This window comes from Paenibacillus sp. FSL H7-0943 (assembly GCF_037963265.1).
Taxonomy (GTDB): Bacteria; Bacillota; Bacilli; order Paenibacillales; family Paenibacillaceae; genus Paenibacillus_AQ; species Paenibacillus_AQ odorifer.
On the sequence record NZ_CP150148.1, the window covers coordinates 72,676 to 98,574 of the forward strand.

Here is a 25,899-nt window from a genome sequence, read left to right on the forward strand (position 1 = left end):
GTGAGAGGAGGTAGGGGATGAATCGGTTCATCCGGAATTCTGGTTTTTATTTGATTTTATTTTTAGTCGTGGTGGGTATTGTCCAGTTTGTGAGCAATGGAAATGAAGCCGCCGATTTCCCTAGATACGACGAGTTACGGCAGGAGATCAAGAACAACAATGTGAAGGATTTGACGGTTCAGTTTGAGGGTAATGCCTTTCTGGTCACAGGCGAGTATAGAGAGCTGCCTGCCGATACTAAATCGAAAAGCTTCTCCACATATATTCCTCCTACAGATGCCGCTATCAATGAACTGATTCAAGCCAGTGATGTTAATGGGATTGAATTAACTCAGAAGAAAATGGAAGGTACCAGCATTTGGCTGACATTCCTTTCTTCAATTATCCCGCTGGTAATTATGTTCATCTTGTTCTTCTTCCTGTTTAACCAGGCGCAAGGTGGCGGCGGTAAAGTCATGAATTTCGGCAAGAGCAAGGCTCGGTTATATAATGAAGAGAAGAAGAAAATCAGCTTTGAGGATGTTGCAGGGGCGGACGAAGAGAAGCAAGAGCTTGTCGAAGTCGTTGAGTTCCTGAAAGATCCACGCAAATTTGCAGCTGTCGGCGCACGTATTCCTAAGGGCGTATTGCTTGTAGGTCCTCCGGGAACAGGTAAAACATTGCTTGCCCGTGCGGTAGCAGGTGAAGCTGGTGTACCTTTCTTTAGTATTTCCGGTTCTGACTTTGTGGAAATGTTCGTGGGTGTCGGTGCTTCTCGGGTACGTGATTTGTTCGAGAATGCTAAGAAGAATGCTCCATGTATTATCTTCATTGATGAAATTGATGCTGTGGGTCGTCAGCGTGGTGCCGGTCTTGGTGGCGGACATGACGAACGTGAACAGACGCTTAACCAATTGCTGGTTGAGATGGATGGATTCGGTGGTAACGAAGGCATTATTATTGTAGCGGCGACTAACCGCGCTGATATACTTGATCCGGCATTGCTTCGTCCAGGACGTTTTGACCGTCAAATTACGGTTGACCGTCCTGATGTGAAAGGTCGTGAAGCTGTACTTAAGGTTCACGCTCGTAACAAACCGCTTACGAAAGATGTAAGACTGGATGTTGTTGCTAAACGCACAACCGGATTCACAGGTGCTGATCTGGAGAATCTGCTGAATGAGGCAGCTTTGCTAGCTGCACGTCGTAACCGTAAAGATATTTCCATGATTGAAGTGGATGAAGCTATTGACCGTGTTATCGTAGGTACTGAGAAACGCAGCCGTGTGATCAGTGACCGCGAGAAACGTATTGTAGCTTATCATGAAGCAGGCCATACTATTGCAGGTTACTTCCTTGAGCACGCCGATATGGTGCATAAAGTTACTATTATCCCACGCGGACGTGCAGGCGGATATGTTATTATGCTTCCGAAGGAAGATCGGATGATCGTTACCAAGCAGGAGCTTTTGGATAAGGTTACTGGATTACTTGGTGGACGTGTTGCTGAAGAATTGTTTATTGGTGAGATCGGTACGGGTGCATACAGTGACTTCCAACAGGCTACGCGCATCGTGCGTGCCATGATTATGGAGTACGGTATGAGCGATAAGCTTGGACCTATGCAGTTCGGATCTTCTCAAGGTCAAGTATTCTTGGGTCGTGATATTGGGCATGAACAGAATTACAGTGACTCCATTGCTTATGAGATTGATCAGGAAATGCAGAACTTTATTACTTCGAGTTACGAACGTTGTAAAGATCTGTTGATCAAACACTCCAAAGAAATGCACTTGATTGCCAATACATTACTTGAGAAAGAAACACTTGAGCTTGATCAGATCACACAACTGATTGAACAAGGATTCCTTTCCGAGGATGGTAAACCAGAGGGTGGCGAAGGTGTTGCCCATGAAGTTGGCGAGCCTGTCATCGACAATATCGGTGATGTGCGAGTTCGCATTCAAGGCAAGCCTGAGGATGAACAGTCCACACTTCCTGACCTGTCGAAGGATATCCCGAATAACCCTGATTCTGAGGGTAATGACGGTTCCGGTGATGACAACAAAGGTGGGGGCACTAGCCTTACCTAATTGGGTCCACCATTCATATGATGTAAATTTATCCGGAGAACGTAACTGTTCTCCGGATTTTTTATTTTAATTTTTAAGGGATTCTATGCCTTAAAGCCTGTCCAGTTACATTGACAGAGGCTGGAACGTTGTGTACATTAGTGATTAATATTACTTACTATTTATATCAGCATGTTCATTTTTTCACCATGATGGCGCATGCCATTTGATAACATCATGTCGGCGAAAAGCCGCGAGGATTTAAGGGGGAGAACAATCGGTGGAAGCTCTGGCGCTTGAGCGCAAGCAGGAACAGAATCGAGAACTTCGTATACGTCTTGAACAGCTTAAAAAGGAACGAAACGCAATCATTTTAGCTCATTATTATCAACGTGATGAAATTCAGGAGGTTGCCGATTTCCGGGGCGACTCTTTTTTACTCGCTCAGAAGGCTGCAGAGACAGATGCAGAAGTTATTGTATTCTGCGGTGTTCATTTCATGGGGGAAAGTGCAAAAATTCTAGCCCCGAACAAAACCGTCCTTATTCCTGATGAACGTGCAGGCTGTCCAATGGCAGATATGGTCAATGTAGACGGTTTGCGTAAGCTAAAAGCTCAACATCCAAATGCTAAAGTAGTCACTTATATCAACTCGTCCGCCGAGATTAAAGCAGAAACCGATATTTGTTGTACCTCTGCTAATGCTGTGAAAGTAATCGAATCCCTTGACGCCGAAGAGATTATTTGGGTCCCAGATAAGAATCTTGGTCAATATGTACAAGATCAGACGGGCAAGAAGCTGATTATTTGGGAAGGCTATTGCAACACTCACGACATGTTGACCGTCAAAGATGTAGTAGAAATGAGAGCAAAATATCCAGATGCGGAATTTGTAGTTCATCCAGAGTGTCGTCCTGAAGTAGTCGCCATGGGTGACTATGTAGGCAGCACTACATCAATTCTGGAGTATTGCCGGAAATCGGATCGTAAGCAATTTATCGTTGGAACGGAAGATGGTACCGGATATCAGCTTCGTAAGGATAGTCCAGATAAAGAATTCCATTTTGCTACCAAATTTCTTGTTTGTCCTAATATGAAAGTTAATAATCTAAAAAAACTGGTGAAATGCCTGGAGACGATGAAGCCACAAATCTATGTACCGCCTGCTGTCGCCGACAAAGCCAGAACATCCCTAGAGCGCATGCTACAAGTCCGGTAGCATGCGCTACTCTTTCGTTGAAACAGGTGAAAAGCGGTCATGATTCCACAATATTTGGTTGATTTTGATCTTCGGGATATTCCTACGGTAAAGACAGATTGTATTGTTATTGGTTCAGGGATTGCCGGGTTATTCACAGCTATTAAAGCCAGTGAAGATCGGCGTGTCATAATGATCACAAAGAAATCAGTAATGGAAAGTAATACTCGCTATGCACAGGGGGGGATCGCAGCTGTTATAGCTGAGGATGATTCCCCTGCTTACCACCGGCAGGATACCTTAATGGCCGGAGCAGGTCTTTGCTCCTCAACAGCTGTCGATGCACTTGTTAATGAAGGGCCGGAAGGCGTTCATGAGTTAATTCGCTTAGGAACTCTGTTTGATAAGGAAGATGGGGTACTGGCTTTGACTCAGGAAGGTGCACACAGCCACCGCCGTATTTTGCATGCTAATGGGGATGCTACAGGTTATGAGATTGTTCGTGCATTGGCGGAACAGGTAGCCGAACATGAGAATATTGAGGTCTGGGATGATCATTATGTTATCGATCTCATCACTGAAGGTGGAGAATGTGTAGGCGCATTATTGCAACGGCCCGGTGGTGGAAGGTTGTTCCTGCAAGGGGATGCGACCATTTTGTGCTCTGGTGGAGCAGGACAATTATATCGATACACTACCAACCCAGAAGTAGCTACAGGAGATGGTGTAGCGATCGCCTATCGCGCTGGGGCTCATATACGAGATATGGAATTTATTCAATTTCATCCTACAGCACTTAGTTACCCGGGAGCTCCTAGATTTTTAATCTCCGAAGCTGTGCGTGGGGAAGGAGCAGTCTTGCGCAATATTAATGGAGAACGGTTCATGGAACGTTATCATGACCTGCTTGAGCTAGCTCCGCGGGATATTGTAGCACGAGCTATTGTAAGTGAAATGGAACATACTAAATCAACGTTCGTTTATTTGGATATTACACATGAATCTCCAGAGATGGTGAAGCATCGGTTTCCCACAATATATGAGACATGTATGGGCTATGGACTGGATATTACAAGTGATTGGATTCCAGTGGCTCCCGCTGCGCATTATATGATGGGGGGGATTAAGACCGATCTGAATGGAGAGAGCACCATCCCACGTCTGTTTGCTTGCGGAGAGGTTTCCTCCACAGGCCTGCATGGCGCTAACCGTTTAGCTAGTAATTCATTATCTGAGGCCATTGTATTCGGACAGCGTATTATTGATCGGATTCATGAGCTTTCCCCGCTGGACCGTGATGTTTTATCGGTTAACAGTAACGAGGGACGTGTAGATTCGCCAACTCAAGCTATTGTGGAACGTCGTTTGAAGCTACAGAAGGTAATGGTTCGATATGCCGGACTACGTCGTAACGAAGAGATGTTACTTAAAGGACTAGATGAATTAAAACGACAGCTTCCAATATTTGGATTAGCATTGTCCAAACGTGAGGAATATGAATTTGCTAATATGCTGACCTGCTGTTTGCTTGTGACAGAGTCTGCTCTGGCACGGGAAGAGAGCCGTGGGGCGCATTACCGTGAGGATTATCCGCAGCGGGATGATGATCAGTGGCGTAAGCACCTGCTTCAAATTCGCGAACTGGGAATAGTGGAGGAATTAAGCGATGATGTTTAATGGTTACAATGAAGAGCTAGTACAATCCATCAAGGCCTGGTTGCGGGAAGATGTTGGTTCCGGAGATGTAACCACGCAGATGACGATTCCAGTGGGCCATGAGTCCAAAGGGATTATTCATGCCAAGGAAGACGGTATAATTTGTGGCATTCCAATTGCAGAGCTGGTCTTTGAAATTGTGGATCCGGCACTTAGTTTTACAGCCCTTGTCGAAGAAGGCCAAGCTGTAACTAAAGGGACAGTAATTATTGAGGTTGAGGGCAGCACACATGCAATTCTAACAGGTGAGCGGCTTGCGCTTAACTTGATGCAGCGTCTTTCGGGTGTGGCATCACGTACAGCTTCTTTCGTGCAGGTGCTGGAGGGATTACCGACTCGTCTAGTAGACACACGTAAGACTACACCAGGTCACCGGATGCTAGAGAAATATGCTGTTCGTATTGGTGGAGGCTTTAATCACCGTTTTGGCTTATATGATGCAGTTATGATCAAGGATAATCATATCAAGGGCGCGGGTGGTATTCGGCAGGCTGTAGGTCGTGCCCGGAAGAACATCCCGCATACCATGAGCATCGAAGTGGAGACCGAGAATTTAGAGCAAGTCGAAGAGGCGCTGGCAGCAGGTGCTGATATTATAATGCTCGATAACATGTCTAACGATATGATGAAGCAAGCCGTGGCTAGGATTAAATCGAAAGCTCCGCATGTTAAGACAGAGGCTTCTGGCAATGTATCGTTAGAAACCTTACGCGGGATTGCTGAAACGGGTGTGGATGTGATTTCTGTCGGGCGCCTTACGTACTCCTTCTCCAGTCTGGATATCAGTCTAGACCTTAATGCCAAGAAGGAAGGGCCTTTGTCATGATGCTTGCTGTCGATATCGGTAATACCAATATTGTTCTCGGTGTATATAGAAAACGCGAATTGCTGCATCATTTTCGGCTAAGTACTGCGCGTCAATCGACCGTGGATGAATATGGAGTAATGATACACAATCTTTTTCACATGTCAGGTATATCTGTCAAAGACGTTGAAGGTGTAATTATATCTTCGGTTGTTCCGCCACTAGTTAAGACTATTGAGGATATGTGTATTAAATATATAGGCAAAGACCCATTGATTGTTGGACCAGGGATTAAGACGGGGCTTAACTTACGTTATGAGAATCCGCGTGAAATTGGCGCAGACCGGATTGTTAATGCAGTTGCTGCGATTGAACAATACAAATGTCCACTTGTCGTTGTTGATTTTGGTACGGCTACGACTTTTGATTGCATTGATGCAGATGCTAATTATCTTGGTGGGGCGATTGTTCCTGGCCTAGGCATTTCAACAGAGGCATTATACCAGCGGGCATCTAAGCTGCCGCGAATTGAATTGGAGAAGCCTAAAAAGGTCATCGGGCGTAATACGGTGCACGCGATGCAGGCCGGGATTATTTTTGGCTATGCGGGTCAGGTTGAGGGCATTGTTAAACGAATTAAAGTCGAGATGAACGCTCCCGAACTGAAGGTTATTTCGACCGGAGGCCTCGCCTCGCTAATTGCGGGTGAAACGGACTGTATCGATGAAGTAAATCCTATGTTAACGCTAGAAGGATTAAGAATTATTTACGATCGTAACCAATAAAGATAAAGAAGCCTAAAAGGCGAAGAGATAGGAGGGCTATGCACCCAATGGAAAAAAAGAAGGATCGACTAATCCGCGGCACGGCTCTTAATGGTAAAGTGAGAGCGTTTGCTGTCCGCACAACTGAATTGGTTGAAGAACTGAGACGCAGACACGATACGTATCCAACGGCTACAGCCGCAATGGGACGTACAGTTACCGCTGCAGCCATGATGGGCGCTATGCTCAAGGGTAGTGAGAAGCTGAGTATTATGGTTAAAGGGAATGGACCGATCGGACAAATCGTTGCAGAATCCAATGCATTGGGAGAAGTGCGTGGTTATGTGCATAATCCTCACATTCATTTACCGAGCAATAGCATGGGGAAGCTGGATGTAGCTGGAGCGGTGGGAACTGAAGGGTTCATTGATGTTATAAAAGATTTAGGTATGAAAGAGCCATACCGCGGTAGTATTCCTATTATCTCGGGGGAGCTTGGCGATGATTTTACTTATTATTTTGCGGTTTCTGAGCAAACTCCAGCTGCGGTTGGCCTAGGTGTACTGGTAGATACCGATGAGTCAGTAATTGTGGCTGGAGGCTTTATTGTTCAGCTTCTTCCTGGTCTGACTGATGCGGAGATCACAGAGATTGAAAAAGCTGTAGGGGCAATGCCTTCAGTAACGGCGCTTCTCGATCAGGGGCTGGAGCCAGAAGAAATGCTGCGCTACCTGTTGCCGGATGCAGTGGTTATGGATGAACTGGATATTAACTTTGCTTGTCAGTGTTCGCGTGAGCGGGTAGAGCAGACATTGGTTAGCTTAGGGCGGGATGAACTGGAGAGATTAATTGCAGAAGATGAACAGGCTGAAGTCGTATGCCATTTTTGCAATGAGGCTTATGTTTTCAATAAGGACGATTTACAGGTCATTTTAGAACAAGCGAATTCGTAGGGCATTGGGATGATGACGAGACAGGAACGTGCACTTCGCAATACGGTTATTATTCTAGCTGTTGCAACTTTAATGCTCGGGGGTCTATTATTCTGGAGTTTACGCGCCATGGCCCTTCTTAAAGGAGATACAACAGACAATGAATCACCGGATGTAGCGACTGCAGGCGGACAACCGATAACGGATCAGCAGTGGATGGATGAGCTCAAAAGAAAGCATGGAGAAGAAGTGTTAATCAGTATGCTTAACCATATTGTCGTGAACATGGAAGCTAAGGCTTTAGGAATTACCGTGACAGACGATGAGGTTAAGCAGGAACTGGCACGCACTATAGTTGGGTACGAATCAGAAGCGCAATATTATGCTCAAATGCAATCTCAGCTCGGATTATCTCGTCAGGAAGTGTTCGCAGAGACAGCTTATCGTCTGTCCTTACAAGCGATAGCCACGGAGGGCATTACAATCAGTGATGCCGATATAGATGCTTATTTAGAGCAAAATGCCGAGCGCTTCATTCCAAAAAAGGAAATGCAGCTTTCTATGATCAAGGTTTCATCCTATGAGGAAGGTCAGCAGGTAATGGATCGCTTGGAACAGGGTGAGAATTTTGCTGATTTGGCTAGGGAAGTGTCTAATGATGATGAGAGTCGGCAGCACGGAGGCAGCTTAGGTAAAGTAGAGGAAGACGACCCTTTTTGGCCAGAGGGAATGTTAAAGACTGCCGCTGGATTGGATGTGGGTGATATAGCCGGTCCGATCGAGACAGGGGAAGACTTCGCCATTATCCGCTTGGAGAGTATTCACTCTCCAGAAATGCCGGATCAGAAAGAAATTCGGGCGCTTGTACGTCAAGAGCTGGCTTTGGAGCAAGCCCCTCCCTTGCAGCAGGTGGAAAGCGATTTACGCAATAAATATGAGGTGTCAATAAATATTGACAACAGCCTGCAAGATTGATAATATGATATTAACGTAAACCCTACCGTTTTAGTCGGAAATAACTGACGGTGGTCAACAATTTAAACTCCATACACAGAAGCATAAAGTCATAATTTACGTTCTTATATCGCATTTATCATTCTAAGGAGGTTTTTGCTCATGGCTAAAGTCGTTAACAACGTAACAGAATTGATCGGAGGTACTCCGCTCGTTCGTTTGAATCGTCTGGCACAGGAAGGCTCCGCAGATATTTATTTGAAATTGGAATATCAGAACCCGGGATCAAGCGTAAAAGACCGGATTGCAATCAGCATCGTGGAAGAAGCTGAGCGTGAAGGTCTACTGAAACCAGGAGGTACGATTGTAGAAGCTACTAGTGGTAACACTGGTATCGGCCTGGCACTTGTAGCTGCTGCTAAAGGTTATAAGGCAGTTATCGTAATGCCGGAAACAATGAGCTTGGAGCGCCGTAATCTCCTTCGCGCATATGGAGCGGAATTGGTGCTGACCCCAGGATCGGAAGGTATGAATGGTGCGGTTAAGAAAGCAGACGAAATTCTGAAAGAGAACCCAAGCTATTTCCCATCCGAGCAATTCAAGAATAAAGCGAACGTGAAGATTCACCGTGAGACTACTGGACCTGAAATCATTGACGCTATTGAATCCATCGGCGGTCCTTTGGATGCTTTTATTGCAGGTATCGGAACAGGCGGAACGATCACTGGTGCGGGTGAAGTGCTGAAAAGCCAATATCCTGATATTAAGATCTATGCTGTGGAGCCTGCTGCTTCCCCAATCTTGGCTGGAGGCAAACCAGGCCCTCACAAAATCCAGGGTATCGGAGCTAACTTCATCCCTGAGATTTTGAACCAAGATATCTATGATGAAATCATCCACGTTGAGAATGATGAAGCTTTCGAAACTGCACGTCGTGTAGCTAAAGAAGAAGGCGTCTTGTCTGGTATTTCTTCAGGTGCTGCTGTATTTGCCGCTCTTAAAGTAGCTAAAGATTTAGGCCCTGGCAAAAAAGTAGTAGTCATTATCCCAAGTAACGGCGAACGTTACCTGAGCACACCACTTTACAATTTCGAAGCGTAATTGTTTGCAATAACGTAAATCTATAAGAGTCTTCATACCACTTTTTTGGTGGTGATGGAGACTCTTTTCGTTGATTTAACAGGCATTAGGTACTGTGCATATATGGCAGGCTAGACGTGGTAATTTTATTATTGTTGAAAAAAGCTCTGGTTTTTGCAGAAAACGAAAAAATCATAATAATTTCCTATCGCTGAGGGCTTTTCAATCATGCCTTAAGTACAGTATACTGACAGGCAATATACTACTGACGATTTAAAATAATTAAAGTCTGGACAAAACTTAAGCAAATGCTTACGAAGCGAGTTCTATTACGAAGTGATTTCTACGAAGTAATGGCTTCATAAAACTAAGCAAATGCTTACGAAGCGAGTTTTATTGCGAAGTGATTTCTACGAAGTAATGGCTTCATAAAACTTTTAGGAGGATGGCTTTGGAAATCATAACAACCTGGAACGAGTGGGAACAATGGGCTGCTGAAGACTGGAGCATGTTTCCCTTGATTATAAAATCCCCCCGGTGCACCAACGAATTACCCGCGTCCTGGGAGCAAGCCTGGGAGTTAGCTTCCCAGTATTCTGTAGTTTTAGAAAGTGGTAAGGGTGGCCGTTATACGTACTTGGGCTTAAATCCTGTTTCGATATTGAAAGGCAAGGAGGATAACGCGGAAGTATTTAGCTTCCCTACTGAATCTTTGGAATCAGCATCAGTGGACGAGGAGAGGACACCTGAGGCAACAACACTGCATGGACAACCGCTGGAGCTACTGCAGCAATGGATGTCGGATTTTACGTCGCCTAAGTTAAAGGATGAAGATGTTCCTCCTTTCTCTGGTGGATGTATTGGATTCCTTGGTTATGATGTGGTTCGTTCTTTGGAACGATTGCCGTCTCTTGCCCAAGATGATCCTGGTTTTCCTGATTATCTTTTTATGAGGTTTGACGAGATATGGATTTATGATCACGAAGAGCATGTGCTGTATTGTGCTGTCCACGTTCCAGTTCCAGCAGACTGTGGGCTGGAGGATCTGCAAAATCTCTATCTTGGCAGTATAGAACAGGCTGGGCAAATGGTAGAGCAGTGGCAGCTGATATCTTCAGCTGCAGGATTGGATGATGAGGCTGTGGGCAGCATTGAGGCCCTTACAGTTTCATCAGGAGAGTGGCCGGGCATGGCTTCGGCTTTCTCGCCTGAGAAGTTTCAGCAAGCAGTGCTGGACGTTCAGGAATACATCCGCCAAGGCGATGTATTCCAAGTGAATCTCTCGCTGCGCCAGGAGGCGCAGCTGAAGTCCTCGCCGGAGGATGTTTACGAGTGGCTGCGCAAGCTCAACCCGTCCCCGTACATGGGGCTCTTGCGGTCGCCCGGCTTCGCGCTGTCCAGCGCCTCACCAGAGCTGCTCGTCAAGCTGCATGGGGACAAAGTGAGCGCCCGGCCCATCGCCGGCACCCGGCGCCGGGGACTCACTCCCGCGGAGGATGCCGCCATGGAGGCGGAGCTTCGCGGGAGCGAAAAAGAGATCGCCGAGCATATCATGCTTGTCGATCTGGAACGCAACGACATCGGACGTGTCGCTGCATACGGTTCCGTCAGCGTGCCGGAGCTGATGACGGTGGAGCGCTACTCTCATGTGATGCATCTCGTTTCGCAGGTAGAGGGCCAGATTGCGCCGGATAAAGACGCTTATGCGGTTATCGCAGCTTTATTCCCGGGGGGAACCATCACAGGGGCTCCCAAGGTAAGGACAATGGAGATTATCGAAGAACTGGAGCCGGTTCGACGTGGACCCTATACAGGTTCGATGGGTTTTATTGACTATAACGGCAATATGGAATTAAATATTATTATAAGAACGCTGGCTGTAAAAGACGGGGTCGGATATATTCAGACAGGTGCCGGCATAGTGATCGATTCCGATCCCTACCGTGAATACCGTGAATGCCATAATAAAGCCAAAGCGGTAGTGAAGGCAGTACTCTGTAGTGAACTGCAGCAGGAATTGCCAGCTACCAGCGAAGCCGAAGGGGGAGTAGCACTGTGATCTTGGTCATCGATAATTATGATTCCTTTACGTATAACCTCGTACAGTATTTAGGTGAGCTTGGGGAAGAGGTTAAAGTGCACCGCAATGATGAAATTACCATCGAAGAGATTGAAAAACTGGCACCTGACCATATTCTGATTTCACCAGGCCCATGTACACCAAATGAAGCGGGAATTAGTCTGGAATTGTTGCATCATTTCAAGGGGATCATTCCGATCTTCGGCGTATGCCTTGGACATCAAGCGATTGGACAAGCATTTGGTGGCAATGTCATCCGTGCTGAGCGTTTGATGCATGGGAAGACATCGCCTATTTACCATAACGGGACCTCAGTTTTTGAAGGTCTGGAGTCTCCAATTACAGCTACCCGATATCATTCACTGATTGTAGAGCGGGAGAGTCTCCCAGATTGCTTGGAGATTACGGCTGAGACTGAAGAAGGGGAGATTATGGCATTGCGCCATAAAGAATACCCTATTGAAGGTGTACAGTTCCACCCGGAATCTATTATTACGGATCATGGTCATACGATGCTGCGTAATTTCTTGAAACGGAGAGCCGGAGAAACGGCATGAAATATATAGGATTTAACAATGGTGTCATTGACGCCCGAGAAGCCGTGGTTTCTGCCTTGGATCACGGCTTTTTGTACGGCATTGGCTTGTTCGAAACCTTTCGGACCTATGGGGGAGTTCCCTTTTTGCTGGAGCGTCATTTGAAGCGTATGGCAGAGGGTTGCAAGGAACTGGGCATTCCATTTGAGGCAGAAGCGGCACATCTGCTTGACTGGATTAAGCGCGTTATGGACAAAAATGAATTAAAAGAAGCTTATATACGCTATACCGTAACAGCCGGTGAGGATATTCTCGGATTACCTGCTGATGATTATCAAAAGCCCAATCATTTGTTGTACATCAAAGCGCTGCCGAAAGTACCAGATAAACTCTACAGTGAAGGCAAAGAGCTGCAGCTGTTGTCCTTGCGGCGTAATACTCCTGAGGGAACGGTGCGATTCAAGTCGCTGCATTATATGAATAACATTCTGGCTAAGCGTGAGCTTAGAGGGTATGCTTCTGCGGCAAATGGTGCTGAAGGACTAATGCTGACGGCAGAAGAATTTATTGCGGAGGGCATTGTCAGCAACATCTTTTTTATAAAATACAACAGGCTCTATACCCCAGATCTCACAACAGGCATTCTTCCGGGAATTACCCGGGAAATGGTGCTGGAGCTGGCTCTTAGTGCAGGCCTTAGTGTTGAAGAAGGAACATATCACTGGGAGCAGTTGAAAGCTGCTGATGAAGTGTTTCTTACCAATTCCGTACAAGAAATCGTTCCTGTTACCGGGATGTGGCACGGAGATGCAAGATTTACTATAGGTACTGGCCAGTGTGGAACAATTACTGCTGGCTTGATTTCATTATATAGAGATAGGACGGCGATTGCGAAATGAGACCAGTCCTCTTTAAGCGGACATACCGTTGTGGAAATACAGACTTGGAGTTAGGAAATCGAACATTGATTATGGGCATCCTTAATGTTACCCCTGATTCTTTTTCAGATGGAGGACTTTGGGATCATCCGGACAAAGCCGTTGAGCATGCGCTGCGTATGGCTGCAGAGGGTGCTGATATTATTGATATCGGCGGTGAATCTACTCGTCCTGGTCATCAACCGGTGGGACTTGAAGAGGAGTTAGCCCGTGTATTGCCTGTGATCGAGAGTATTCATAAGGCGGCACCTCATCTTCCGTTATCCATCGATACCTATAAAGCTGAGGTAGCCCGCCAAGCTTTAGCTGCGGGTGCTCATATCATTAATGACATATGGGGTTGTAAGGCCGATCCGGAAATGGCGGCAGTGGCCGCTGCTGCTGACTGTCCTATTATTTTGATGCATAACCGGCAGGACCGTAATTATACGAATCTGAGTGCGGATATGTCGGCTGATCTTAAGGAAAGTATTGATCTTGCGTTAGCCGCAGGTGTTAAGCCGGCCAATATCATATTGGATCCAGGTATCGGCTTTGCTAAGGATTATAATGAAAACCTGCAGGCAATGATGCTTTTAGACGGGTTGACTGAGTTAGGCTATCCGTTGTTACTGGCGACATCCCGCAAAAAATTCATCCGCACGGTACTTGATTTGCCGTCTGATGATGTTGTGGAAGGCACCGCAGCTACAGTAGCTTTTGGCATTGCTCAGGGTTGCCAGATCGTCCGTGTACATGATGTATCTCTAATTAAACGAACGGTTAAGATGTGTGATGCGATGTTGTATGCTGCACCTCCAGTGGTGCGTGAATAGCTATATTTTACGAAAAAGGGCGGATTAATCATGGATAAAATGACAATGCATCGTATGGAATATTACGGATACCACGGTGTATTTGAGGAAGAACGTAAGCTGGGACAACGTTTTTACATTGATTTAGAGCTAGAGCTTGATTTGCAGGGTGCGGGCTTGAATGATGATTTGAATCAAACTGTGAATTATGCTGAAGTTCATGAATTAGTCAAAAACATTGTCGAAATAAAGTCTTTTAAGTTGATTGAAGCTTTGGCAGAATATATTGCATCCTCCGTACTGGACACTTATACTGTTATCAATGCAGTAACGGTTAAGGTAACTAAACCTCATCCGCCTTTCGACATTCATTTTCAGGGAGTGACTGTAGAGCTGCGCAGAACTAGAAAGTGAGAACAAGGTCCATGAATATACATTCCACCTCTGAAGAATCAGAGGCTTATATTGCTTTAGGGGCTAATTTGGGTGACCGGGAGGGCACACTGTCAGAGGCTTTGAACAGACTGGACGCTCATGATGAAATATCGGTGGTCCGCTGCTCCAAAGTTTACGAGACAGAGCCAGTAGGTTATTTAGATCAGCCGCAGTTTCTCAATATGGCAGCAGCTTTGCGAACGACACTTGCGCCCGAGTCCTTGCTGGAAGTGATGTTGGGGATAGAAACGCAGTTGGGTCGTATCCGGGATATCCGCTATGGACCGAGAACGGTAGATTTGGATTTGTTGTGGGTTGAGGGTCAGGTGCTCGATACACCACATTTAACGTTACCGCATCCACGCATGTTAGAGCGTGCTTTTGTATTGTTTCCGCTCAGTGACATCGTTCCACAGAATGAACAATCTTCCGGACTTCGCAAGCTGATTACAGCAGCGCTTCAAGACATAGACGGGAAGGAAGGAATTCGGTTGTGGACAACAAGCGTTTGGGACGGAGGGTCAGGGCATTCCGTAAGCTAAAAGGGTATACTCAACAGGATCTTGCGGATCTTGCCGGAATTTCCTTGGCTGTGCTTGGTGCAGTCGAGAGGGGTAACAGACGATTAGAAGATCAAATTTTAGATAAAATTGCGAATGTTCTAGGGGTTACAACAGAAGAGCTTGTGGATCCCAACTCATAATTTCCAAGAATTAAAAGGCAGGAAGTGATACGAATGCTGAAGATTGGCGATATCGAGATGAAAAATCAGGTTGTTCTGGCACCTATGGCTGGCGTGTGCAATCCGGCTTTTCGTCTGATCGCTAAGGAATTTGGTACAGGTCTGGTCTGTGCAGAAATGGTAAGCGATAAGGCCATTATTCACGGAAATACACGTACTCGCGAAATGTTGTTTGTAGATGAACGGGAGAAACCGCTTAGTTTGCAGATTTTTGGCGGGGATAGAGCATCACTGGTGCAAGCAGCTAAAGTCGTTGATAAAGAAACCAATGCTGATATTATCGATATCAATATGGGATGCCCAGTGCCAAAAGTGACTAAATGTGATGCGGGAGCCCGCTGGCTTTTGAATCCCGACAAAATCTATGAAATGGTCTCTGCGGTTGTCGATGTTGTCGATAAACCGGTAACCGTGAAAATGCGGATTGGCTGGGATAGCGAGCATATTTTTGTCGAAGATAATGCGCGTGCGGTTGAACGTGCCGGGGGTAAGGCTGTCAGCGTACACGGTCGTACCCGGGAGCAGCTTTACACAGGCCATGCGGACTGGAACTACATCAAGATGGCAAAAGAAGCAGTTTCCATTCCCGTTATCGGCAACGGGGATGTTAATACACCTGAAGATGCTCGGGCTATGTTGGATCAGACTGGCTGCGATGGCGTAATGATCGGGCGTGGAGCACTAGGTAATCCTTGGATGTTGTATCGTACGATTCAATATTTGAGCACCGGCGAGCTTATGCCTGAACCTGGTTTGGATGAGAAGATTAAGGTTGCTATTCTTCATATGGATCGTCTGGTAGCTCTTAAGGGAGAAGCTGTAGCTGTCCGTGAGATGCGTAAGCATATGGCTTGGTATTTAAAAGGCTTGAAGGCTGCCGCTAGAGTGAAGGATGTCCTTATGACAGAAACAAAACGCGATGGAATGGTGAGGATATTGAATGATTTTGTCTTTCAATTAAAGCATGAAGAAGAGAGCAAGGGCATTGAAATGTCTTCTTCTGCTGTATAATCGCCTTTTTTCTGCTGATATTTGAACACATCTGACTTTATATGTGGTGTCATTGACATTTTGTAGCGGTTCCAATATAATTTCACAGTATAAAATCGCCGTTACAGTAAGAGCAATGCAGCAGGGAGGGTTCTTATCCTTCTAGATTAGCATATAGTATGGTGTTTTCAATAATTGTATACGACAGGAGAATCGGTTGAGATGAGCGATAAAGAAGTCATCCTTACGCCGGACGGGCTAAAACGTCTGGAAGATGAGCTGGAGACCCTCAAATCCGTAAAACGCCGTGAGGTTGCTGAACGGATTAAGGTAGCGATTGGCTACGGAGATATCAGTGAGAACTCGGAGTATGAAGACGCGAAGAATGAGCAAGCTTTTATCGAAGGACGCGTTCTCACTTTGGAGAAGATGCTTCGCAACGCGCGTATCATCAATAGCGACGAGATCGTTACTGACGTAGTAAGTATTGGTGTTACTGTAAGTGTCGAGGATTTGGAATATGGGGACACTATGGAGTATACGATCGTAGGTACAGCAGAGTCTGATCCACTGAATAACAAGATTTCCAACGAAAGTCCGGTAGGCAAAGCTATTATCGGAAAAAAAATAGGTACGGTAGTTGATGTTTCTACACCTGCAGGAGTTATTCAATATAAAATTCTCGATATCAGAATGAAGTAATATACAGACCTTGATGTCTGTAAATAGATGTGCTGCCATATGTATTAGTCATTTCACTGTACATAGGTAGATAAGGTAAGGGAACATGTTTGGGAAAGCTTCCTTAGGGAAGCTTTTTTCAAATCATCCAGAAACGATAGGTAAAACAAACTGCTTATATTTTGAGCTGGAACGGGACTGTCCTCTAACTATGGAGACGGAGCCGTTTCTTCTTGTGTATATGATATTACTGAGTTATAAGGGGATGAATCGCATGACCGAGGAAATGAACAATGTGGACAATGCAGAGAACGAACTTAGTGAGCTTTTGCAGATCCGCCGTGCCAAACTGGACGAGCTAAGAGGACTTGGTATTGATCCTTTTGGCAAAAAATACGAGCGCACAGCTAACGCTGGCGATATCGTAGCTAAGTATGATGGACTTTCCAAAGAGGAATTGGACGAGCTTTCTGTTGAAGTGAGCATTGCTGGGCGTATTATGGCAAAACGCGTTATGGGTAAAGCCAGCTTTGCGCATATCCAGGACCTTAGCGGAAGAATTCAGCTTTATGTTCGTCAAGACAGCATTCCTGAAACTCAATACGCGGCGTTTAATGTTCTCGATCTGGGAGATATTATCGGCGTTCGTGGAACAGTATTCAAAACCAAAACAGGCGAGACCTCCATCAAAGTGCATAATCTCGAAGTCTTGTCCAAATCCCTGCTGCCACTTCCTGAAAAATATCATGGTCTTAAAGATGTAGAACTGCGTTATCGCCAGCGCTATGTTGATTTGATTATTAATCCGGAAGTTCAACAGACCTTTATTGCCCGTTCAAGAATTATTCAATCGATGCGTCGTTATTTGGATTCACTTGGTTATCTTGAAGTTGAAACACCTACACTTCATACGATCGCCGGTGGAGCAGCTGCGCGTCCATTTATTACTTACCACAACACACTTGAAATGCAGCTGTATATGCGGATTGCTATCGAGCTTCACTTGAAACGCCTTATCGTTGGCGGTTTGGAAAAAGTGTACGAAATCGGTCGTGTCTACCGTAACGAGGGAATGTCGACTCGTCATAATCCAGAGTTCACTATGATTGAGTTGTACGAAGCATATGCCGACTACAAGGACATCATGAATCTCACGGAGAATATGATTGCACATATTGCCCAAGAGGTATTAGGTACACAACTGCTGGATTACCAAGGCAAAGAGGTAAATCTGTCTCCAGGATGGCGTCGTGTAACTATGGTTGATGCTGTTAAAGAAGTAACCGGTGTTGATTTCAGCATTCACATGACAGATGACGAAGCACAAGCTTTGGCAAAAGAACATCGTGTGCCTGTTGAGAAACATATGACGTTCGGCCATATCCTTAACGCTTTCTTCGAGCAATTTGTAGAGGAAACTCTAATTCAGCCAACCTTTGTAATGGGACACCCTGTTGAAATTTCACCACTTGCGAAGAAAAACGATGAGGATCCACGCTTTACCGATCGTTTTGAGCTGTTTATTGTGGGTCGTGAGCACGCTAATGCATTTAGTGAATTGAATGATCCGATTGACCAACGTCAACGCTTTGAGGCACAGATCCAGGAGAAAGAGCAAGGTAATGACGAAGCTCATGAGATGGACGATGATTTCATCCGCGCCCTGGAATATGGTATGCCGCCTACTGGCGGACTGGGAATCGGCGTAGACCGTTTGATCATGCTGCTTACTAATTCTGCATCGATTCGCGATGTATTGCTGTTTCCACATATGCGTAACCGTACTGAATAGTATCTATAGAACACAGGGCTTAAGGGAGCTGTCTAAGGGCAGTTCTCTCAGCTACTGTTGATTAGAAGCAGTGCTTTCACTTCATCGCTCCTATAGAATGTAGAGATTTAATATTAGTTTCAAAAAAACTCTTGCAATGCATCTCTATACATGATATATTCTAAGTCCGGCCAAGAAGTACACATGCCGAGCTCGAAAAAGAAGTTAAAAAAAGAGCTTGACATTAAATAGCCGAACATGATATAGTATAAGAGTTGCTGCTGAGACATTAAACGGCGCCAACGAGAACTTGATCTTTGAAAACTGAACAACGAGTGAGTAGGAAATCACGTAAGTGAAATCCAAAATTAGAGAATTAATTTTCTCGTCAGATGTTTCAAAATGAGCATATCGCTCTTTTCAATACTAATTGGAGAGTTTGATCCTGGCTCAGGACGAACGCTGGCGGCGTGCCTAATACATGCAAGTCGAGCGGAGTTATTTTGAAAGCTTGCTTTCAAAATAACTTAGCGGCGGACGGGTGAGTAACACGTAGGCAACCTGCCCTTCAGACTGGGATAACTACCGGAAACGGTAGCTAATACCGGATAATTTCTTTTTTCTCCTGAGAGAAGAATGAAAGACGGAGCAATCTGTCACTGAGGGATGGGCCTGCGGCGCATTAGCTAGTTGGTGGGGTAACGGCCCACCAAGGCGACGATGCGTAGCCGACCTGAGAGGGTGAACGGCCACACTGGGACTGAGACACGGCCCAGACTCCTACGGGAGGCAGCAGTAGGGAATCTTCCGCAATGGGCGAAAGCCTGACGGAGCAACGCCGCGTGAGTGATGAAGGTTTTCGGATCGTAAAGCTCTGTTGCCAGGGAAGAACGTCCGGTAGAGTAACTGCTACCGGAGTGACGGTACCTGAGAAGAAAGCCCCGGCTAACTACGTGCCAGCAGCCGCGGTAATACGTAGGGGGCAAGCGTTGTCCGGAATTATTGGGCGTAAAGCGCGCGCAGGCGGCTATTTAAGTCTGGTGTTTAAACCTTGGGCTCAACCTGAGGTCGCACTGGAAACTGGGTGGCTTGAGTACAGAAGAGGAAAGTGGAATTCCACGTGTAGCGGTGAAATGCGTAGATATGTGGAGGAACACCAGTGGCGAAGGCGACTTTCTGGGCTGTAACTGACGCTGAGGCGCGAAAGCGTGGGGAGCAAACAGGATTAGATACCCTGGTAGTCCACGCCGTAAACGATGAGTGCTAGGTGTTAGGGGTTTCGATACCCTTGGTGCCGAAGTTAACACAGTAAGCACTCCGCCTGGGGAGTACGGTCGCAAGACTGAAACTCAAAGGAATTGACGGGGACCCGCACAAGCAGTGGAGTATGTGGTTTAATTCGAAGCAACGCGAAGAACCTTACCAGGTCTTGACATCCCTCTGAATCTGCTAGAGATAGCAGCGGCCTTCGGGACAGAGGAGACAGGTGGTGCATGGTTGTCGTCAGCTCGTGTCGTGAGATGTTGGGTTAAGTCCCGCAACGAGCGCAACCCTTAACTTTAGTTGCCAGCAAGTAATGTTGGGCACTCTAGAGTGACTGCCGGTGACAAACCGGAGGAAGGTGGGGATGACGTCAAATCATCATGCCCCTTATGACCTGGGCTACACACGTACTACAATGGCCGGTACAACGGGAAGCGAAGCCGCGAGGTGGAGCCAATCCCATCAAAGCCGGTCTCAGTTCGGATTGCAGGCTGCAACTCGCCTGCATGAAGTCGGAATTGCTAGTAATCGCGGATCAGCATGCCGCGGTGAATACGTTCCCGGGTCTTGTACACACCGCCCGTCACACCACGAGAGTTTACAACACCCGAAGTCGGTGGGGTAACCCGCAAGGGAGCCAGCCGCCGAAGGTGGGGTAGATGATTGGGGTGAAGTCGTAACAAGGTAGCCGTATCGGAAGGTGCGGCTGGATCACCTCCTTTCTATGGAGAATCGTTCTCTGCAATGAGGACATTCAAATCGGAAGCTCAGCTTCCAAAACTCAGGTTTAGGCCTGTTACTCACTCGTTGCTCAGTTTTGAGAGTTTAAGCTCTCAAGTAAGACTTGATCCTTGAAAACTGGATACCGAAACGAATTTGCGTTTTAGAACATCTTTTAGCAACTTGTGTAAACAAGTAAATGTTATTAGTGAGATGATTCCAAAGAGAATGTCATCGTATGATATTTTCCTGCGGAAAAATCAAGGTTAAGCTAATAAGAGCACACGGAGGATGCCTAGGCGCCAGGAGCCGACGAAGGACGTGGCGAACAACGAAACTGCCTCGGGGAGCTGTAAGCAAGCTTTGATCCGGGGGTGTCCGAATGGGGAAACCCAGCTGTGGTAATTCGCAGTTACTCATTTCTGAATACATAGGAAATGTAGAGGCAGACCAGGGGAACTGAAACATCTAAGTACCCTGAGGAAGAGAAAACAATAGTGATTCCGTCAGTAGCGGCGAGCGAACGCGGAACAGCCTAAACCTAAGAGCTTGCTCTTAGGGGTTGTGGGACGTCTCACATGGAGTTACAAAGGAATATGGTAGGTGAAGAGGTCTGGAAAGGCCCGCGATAGAGGTAAAAGCCCTGTAACCTAAACTGTGTTCTCTCCGAGACGGATCCCGAGTAGTGCGGGGCACGTGAAACCCCGTATGAATCCAGCAGGACCATCTGCTAAGGCTAAATACTACCTGGCGACCGATAGTGAAACAGTACCGTGAGGGAAAGGTGAAAAGCACCCCGGAAGGGGAGTGAAATAGAACCTGAAACCGTGTGCTTACAAAAAGTCAGAGCCCTATTAATGGGTGATGGCGTGCCTTTTGTAGAATGAACCGGCGAGTTACGTTTAACATGCAAGGTTAAGCCGAGAAGGTGGAGCCGCAGCGAAAGCGAGTCTGAATAGGGCGAATTAGTATGTGGACGTAGACCCGAAACCGTGTGATCTACCCCTGTCCAGGGTGAAGGTGCGGTAACACGCACTGGAGGCCCGAACCCACGTACGTTGAAAAGTGCGGGGATGAGGTGGGGGTAGCGGAGAAATTCCAATCGAACTCGGAGATAGCTGGTTCTCCCCGAAATAGCTTTAGGGCTAGCCTCGGTATAAGAGTAGTGGAGGTAGAGCACTGATTGGGTGCGGGGTCCGCAAGGATTACCAAGCTCAGTCAAACTCCGAATGCCATATACTTATTGCCGGGAGTCAGACAGTGAGTGCTAAGATCCATTGTCAAAAGGGAAACAGCCCAGACCATCAGCTAAGGTCCCCAAGTGTGTGTTAAGTGGGAAAGGATGTGGAGTTGCACAGACAACCAGGATGTTGGCTTAGAAGCAGCCACCATTGAAAGAGTGCGTAATAGCTCACTGGTCGAGTGACTCTGCGCCGAAAATGTAACGGGGCTAAACACACCACCGAAGCTATGGCTAGATACTATGTATCTGGGGTAGGGGAGCGTTGTGTAGGGGTTGAAGGTGTACTGAAAAGAGCGCTGGACACTACACAAGTGAGAATGCCGGTATGAGTAACGAAAAGATCAGTGAGAATCTGATCCGCCGAAAGCCCAAGGTTTCCTGAGGAAGGCTCGTCCGCTCAGGGTAAGTCGGGACCTAAGGCGAGGCCGAAAGGCGTAGTCGAAGGACAACAGTTTGAAATTACTGTACCACCGTAATCCGCTATGAGCGATGGGGTGACGCAGGAGGGTAGTGACGCGGACTGATGGATGTCCGTCTAAGCAGTGAGGCTGATGTGTAGGCAAATCCGCACATCATTAAGGCTGGGCTGTGATGGGGAGCGAAAATTGTAGTAGCGAAGGTCATGATCTCACACTGCCAAGAAAAGCCTCTAGCCAGGAGAAGGTGCCCGTACCGCAAACCGACACAGGTAGGCGAGAAGAGAATTCTAAGGCGCGCGGAAGAACTCTCGTTAAGGAACTCGGCAAAATGACCCCGTAACTTCGGGAGAAGGGGTGCCCCGGTAGTGTGAATAGCACGAGGGGGCCGCAGTGAAAAGGCCCAAGCGACTGTTTAGCAAAAACACAGGTCTGTGCGAAGCCGCAAGGCGAAGTATACGGGCTGACGCCTGCCCGGTGCTGGAAGGTTAAGGGGAGTGGTTAGGGGTAACCCGAAGCTATGAACCGAAGCCCCAGTAAACGGCGGCCGTAACTATAACGGTCCTAAGGTAGCGAAATTCCTTGTCAGGTAAATTCTGACCCGCACGAATGGCGTAACGACTTGGGCGCTGTCTCAACGAGAGATCCGGTGAAATTTTAATACCTGTGAAGATGCAGGTTACCCGCGACAAGACGGAAAGACCCCATGGAGCTTTACTGCAGCTTGATATTGAATTTGGGTACGATCTGTACAGGATAGGTGGGAGCCGTAGAAATCGGAGCGCAAGCTTCGGTGGAGGCGCCGTTGGGATACCACCCTGATCGTATCTAGGTTCTAACCTAGTACCCTTACCGGGTACGGGGACCGTGTCAGGCGGGCAGTTTGACTGGGGCGGTCGCCTCCTAAAGAGTAACGGAGGCGTTCCAAGGTTCCCTCAGAATGGTTGGAAATCATTCGCAGAGTGCAAAGGCATAAGGGAGCTTGACTGCGAGACCTACAAGTCGAGCAGGGACGAAAGTCGGACTTAGTGATCCGGTGGTACCGCATGGAAGGGCCATCGCTCAACGGATAAAAGCTACCCTGGGGATAACAGGCTTATCTCCCCCAAGAGTCCACATCGACGGGGAGGTTTGGCACCTCGATGTCGGCTCATCGCATCCTGGGGCTGAAGTAGGTCCCAAGGGTTGGGCTGTTCGCCCATTAAAGCGGTACGCGAGCTGGGTTCAGAACGTCGTGAGACAGTTCGGTCCCTATCTGTCGTGGGCGCAGGAAATTTGAGAGGAGCTGTCCTTAGTACGAGAGGACCGGGATGGACGTACCGCTGGTGCACCAGTTGTTCCGCCAGGAGCATGGCTGGGTAGCTACGTACGGACGGGATAAGCGCTGAAAGCATCTAAGCGTGAAGCCCCCCTCAAGATGAGATTTCCCAATTAGTAAGACCCCTTGAAGACGACGAGGTAGATAGGTTGGAGGTGGAAGTGCAGCAATGCATGGAGCTGACCAATACTAATCGGTCGAGGGCTTATCCTATACGTAGAATGCAAATTCGTTTCGGATTCAGTTTTCAGGCATCAAGCCTGTAACACGCTTAGAAATTCATTGTCACTTCAGGTGATGAACCGAATTTCACGCGGCAGCGTCTGTTTCACAGACGCATGTTTGGTGGCGATAGCGGAGGGGTTCCACGCGTACCCATCCCGAACACGACCGTTAAGCCCTCCAGCGCCGATGGTACTTGGACCGAAGGGTCCTGGGAGAGTAGGACGTTGCCAAGCACACAAGACCACTGTTGAGTAATCGACAGTGGTCTTTTTGTTATGTAAATAAAGAATTCATTAGGCTATATTTTGAGATACTAAGATGGAGATAAGCGTGGCTTAAAAGGTGAACAGAGATGCATTGTGAATTTTTTACACACTAAATTGTCCGCCCAGCACGGACTAACGTCCAATAATTCGCTTACTCAGCGGCCGTTTTTTGAATACCTACTCTGATGATGTAATGTTCTTGACAGTCCAAATGCCCTTTGCTAAGATGGCAATAATATATTTTTGGATAAGCATCTCAAACCTTAATTGAAGATCTACACTTGTTCAGCCCCCAGATGTACAGAATTGTCTGTCGTGAATGGACTGGAGTCAAAGGTTCTTCTTTCATAAAGTTTGTAGGCGGGTATAATTTAAAACAACCGAGGAGGAATGACCCAGGTGTGGAAAGATAAGTTTGGTAAAGAAGGTCTAACTTTTGATGATGTGCTGCTGGTTCCGCGTAAATCTGAGGTACTGCCTAAAGAAGTGGATTTGACCACAGTTCTAAGTAAGAATGTGAAGTTGAATATTCCACTTATGAGTGCAGGTATGGACACAGTCACAGAAGCCGCCATGGCCATTGCAATTGCTCGTGAGGGTGGCATCGGGATTATACACAAGAATATGCCTGTAGAGCAGCAAGCGGAAGAAGTAGATCGTGTGAAGCGTTCCGAGAGCGGAGTTATTACGAATCCATTCTCACTTACGGCAGAACATATGGTATCTGATGCAGAGCTTTTAATGGGTAAATATCGCATTTCCGGAGTGCCGATTGTAGACAGTGACAATAAACTTGTCGGTATTCTGACTAATAGAGACTTACGCTTTATTCATGATTTCAATATTCAAATTAAAGAAGTTATGACACATGAGAATCTTGTAACAGCTGCTGTGGGTACAACCCTTCAGGAAGCAGAAGGTATCCTGCAACGTCATAAGATCGAGAAGCTTCCCCTTGTGGACGAGAATAATATTCTTAAGGGTCTCATCACCATTAAGGATATTGAAAAAGCTATTCAATTCCCTAACGGAGCCAAAGATGCACATGGCCGTCTACTTGTTGGAGCAGCTGTTGGTATCTCTAAAGACACCTTCGAACGTACTGCAGCATTAGTAAAAGCTGGTGTGGACTTGATCGTCGTCGATTCTGCACATGGTCACCACATTAATATAATTGAAGCGGTTCGCCAAATTCGTGAGTTGTATCCTGATCTTACGATTGTTGCTGGTAACGTGGCTACAGGTGAAGCAACCCGTGAACTTATTGAAGCTGGTGCATCTGTAGTTAAAGTAGGTATTGGACCAGGATCGATCTGTACAACACGTGTTATCGCTGGTATCGGCGTACCTCAGGTTACAGCCATTTATGATTGTGCGACAGTTGCTCGTGAGTACGGAATTCCTATTATCGCTGATGGCGGTATTAAGTATTCTGGGGAGATCACTAAGGCTATCGCAGCGGGTGCTCATGCTGTAATGATGGGAAGTATGTTTGCGGGTACAGAAGAAAGCCCAGGGGAATCTGAGCTTTATCAAGGCCGTAAATTTAAAGTATATCGTGGTATGGGCAGCATGAGTGCCATGAAACAAGGCAGTAAAGACCGTTATTTCCAAGATGATGATAAAAAGCTCGTTCCTGAAGGAATTGAGGGACGTATTGCTTTTAAAGGGCCTCTTTCTGACACTGTTCATCAATTGATCGGCGGATTGCGCTCAGGTATGGGCTATTGCGGTACAAAGTCATTGGAAGAACTGCGTAACGATACTTCTTTCATTCGTATCACAAGTGCTGGACTTCGTGAGAGCCACCCGCATGATGTGCAAATTACAAAAGAAGCTCCAAACTATTCCGTATAATGGACTAACCGTATTATTTTTTGGACAGACAGGACTATTTCGTCCTGTCTGTCTTTTTTTGCGGGTACCCCTGTGTTAGAATAGAACAAGCTATTGATATGAGATTTAAAGGAGAGTCGTAATC

General features: G+C 46.7%; 19 protein-coding genes and 3 rRNA genes. All 22 read left to right on the forward strand.

Going from position 1 to position 25,899, the window contains the following annotated elements; translation table 11 throughout:
• The first annotated feature begins 17 nt into the window (after positions 1–17).
• The 22 genes from ftsH (at position 18) to guaB (ending at position 25,775) form a co-directional block, all read left to right on the forward strand.
• On the forward strand, positions 18–2,072 hold the full coding sequence (gene ftsH / locus NSQ55_RS00340; RefSeq protein ID WP_036678755.1) for an ATP-dependent zinc metalloprotease FtsH: 2,055 nt from the start codon (positions 18–20) through the stop codon (positions 2,070–2,072).
• A gap of 259 nt (positions 2,073–2,331) precedes the next feature.
• Positions 2,332–3,270, forward strand: coding sequence for a quinolinate synthase NadA (gene nadA, locus NSQ55_RS00345; RefSeq protein ID WP_036678753.1), 939 nt, complete (start codon positions 2,332–2,334; stop codon positions 3,268–3,270).
• Positions 3,271–3,309: 39 nt separating this feature from the next.
• A complete protein-coding gene (nadB, locus tag NSQ55_RS00350; RefSeq protein ID WP_339170686.1) occupies positions 3,310–4,926 on the forward strand; it encodes an L-aspartate oxidase in 1,617 nt (538 codons plus the stop codon).
• Positions 4,916–5,791, forward strand: coding sequence for a carboxylating nicotinate-nucleotide diphosphorylase (gene nadC, locus NSQ55_RS00355; protein WP_076220479.1), 876 nt, complete (start codon positions 4,916–4,918; stop codon positions 5,789–5,791). The genes nadB and nadC overlap by 11 nt, the downstream gene beginning before the upstream one ends.
• A complete protein-coding gene (locus NSQ55_RS00360; protein WP_339170689.1) occupies positions 5,788–6,555 on the forward strand; it encodes a type III pantothenate kinase in 768 nt (255 codons plus the stop codon). The genes nadC and NSQ55_RS00360 overlap by 4 nt, the downstream gene beginning before the upstream one ends.
• Positions 6,556–6,602: 47 nt before the next feature.
• On the forward strand, positions 6,603–7,487 hold the full coding sequence (gene hslO, locus NSQ55_RS00365; protein ID WP_036678742.1) for an Hsp33 family molecular chaperone HslO: 885 nt from the start codon (positions 6,603–6,605) through the stop codon (positions 7,485–7,487).
• A 9-nt stretch (positions 7,488–7,496) separates the two neighbouring features.
• Positions 7,497–8,441: a peptidylprolyl isomerase gene (locus NSQ55_RS00370; protein ID WP_339170690.1), complete on the forward strand. Its 945-nt coding sequence runs from the start codon at positions 7,497–7,499 to the stop codon at positions 8,439–8,441.
• A gap of 141 nt (positions 8,442–8,582) precedes the next feature.
• Positions 8,583–9,521 (forward strand): cysteine synthase A, encoded by a 939-nt coding sequence (gene cysK / locus NSQ55_RS00375; RefSeq protein ID WP_036678737.1) that lies wholly within the window; start codon positions 8,583–8,585, stop codon positions 9,519–9,521.
• A gap of 424 nt (positions 9,522–9,945) precedes the next feature.
• On the forward strand, positions 9,946–11,559 hold the full coding sequence (locus NSQ55_RS00380; RefSeq protein ID WP_339170692.1) for an anthranilate synthase component I family protein: 1,614 nt from the start codon (positions 9,946–9,948) through the stop codon (positions 11,557–11,559).
• Entirely contained in the window at positions 11,556–12,137 is a 582-nt protein-coding gene (gene pabA / locus NSQ55_RS00385) for an aminodeoxychorismate/anthranilate synthase component II (protein WP_339170694.1), read from the forward strand. Before NSQ55_RS00380 ends, pabA begins: the two co-directional genes overlap by 4 nt.
• Positions 12,134–13,015 (forward strand): aminotransferase class IV, encoded by an 882-nt coding sequence (locus tag NSQ55_RS00390; protein WP_339170696.1) that lies wholly within the window; start codon positions 12,134–12,136, stop codon positions 13,013–13,015. The genes pabA and NSQ55_RS00390 overlap by 4 nt, the downstream gene beginning before the upstream one ends.
• The gene (gene folP, locus NSQ55_RS00395) at positions 13,012–13,869 is read left to right on the forward strand and encodes a dihydropteroate synthase (RefSeq protein ID WP_339170698.1); all 858 of its coding nucleotides are present in this window, start codon (positions 13,012–13,014) and stop codon (positions 13,867–13,869) included. Before NSQ55_RS00390 ends, folP begins: the two co-directional genes overlap by 4 nt.
• Positions 13,870–13,899: 30 nt before the next feature.
• Complete coding sequence (folB, locus tag NSQ55_RS00400) at positions 13,900–14,262, forward strand: dihydroneopterin aldolase (RefSeq protein ID WP_076138480.1); 363 nt, start codon at positions 13,900–13,902, stop codon at positions 14,260–14,262.
• 11 nt (positions 14,263–14,273) lie between these two features.
• Positions 14,274–14,825 carry a 2-amino-4-hydroxy-6-hydroxymethyldihydropteridine diphosphokinase gene (gene folK, locus NSQ55_RS00405; protein WP_036678725.1) on the forward strand — a complete coding sequence of 184 codons (552 nt, stop codon included), beginning with the start codon at positions 14,274–14,276 and terminating at the stop codon, positions 14,823–14,825.
• The gene (locus tag NSQ55_RS00410) at positions 14,777–14,986 is read left to right on the forward strand and encodes a helix-turn-helix transcriptional regulator (protein ID WP_076099929.1); all 210 of its coding nucleotides are present in this window, start codon (positions 14,777–14,779) and stop codon (positions 14,984–14,986) included. The genes folK and NSQ55_RS00410 overlap by 49 nt, the downstream gene beginning before the upstream one ends.
• Before the next feature lie 33 nt (positions 14,987–15,019).
• Entirely contained in the window at positions 15,020–16,036 is a 1,017-nt protein-coding gene (dusB, locus tag NSQ55_RS00415; protein WP_339170701.1) for a tRNA dihydrouridine synthase DusB, read from the forward strand.
• Between the two features lie 201 nt (positions 16,037–16,237).
• Positions 16,238–16,717, forward strand: coding sequence for a transcription elongation factor GreA (gene greA / locus NSQ55_RS00420; protein WP_036678719.1), 480 nt, complete (start codon positions 16,238–16,240; stop codon positions 16,715–16,717).
• Between the two features lie 253 nt (positions 16,718–16,970).
• Positions 16,971–18,488 (forward strand): lysine--tRNA ligase, encoded by a 1,518-nt coding sequence (lysS, locus tag NSQ55_RS00425; protein ID WP_248549700.1) that lies wholly within the window; start codon positions 16,971–16,973, stop codon positions 18,486–18,488.
• 406 nt (positions 18,489–18,894) lie between these two features.
• Positions 18,895–20,452 (forward strand): 16S ribosomal RNA (locus NSQ55_RS00430).
• A 262-nt stretch (positions 20,453–20,714) separates the two neighbouring features.
• Positions 20,715–23,640, forward strand: a 23S ribosomal RNA gene (locus tag NSQ55_RS00435).
• Positions 23,641–23,768: 128 nt separating this feature from the next.
• Positions 23,769–23,885, forward strand: a 5S ribosomal RNA gene (gene rrf / locus NSQ55_RS00440).
• The 16S, 23S and 5S rRNA genes sit together here, the layout of an rRNA operon.
• Positions 23,886–24,317: 432 nt before the next feature.
• The gene (guaB, locus tag NSQ55_RS00445; protein ID WP_036679982.1) at positions 24,318–25,775 is read left to right on the forward strand and encodes an IMP dehydrogenase; all 1,458 of its coding nucleotides are present in this window, start codon (positions 24,318–24,320) and stop codon (positions 25,773–25,775) included.
• Positions 25,776–25,899: the final 124 nt, after the last annotated feature.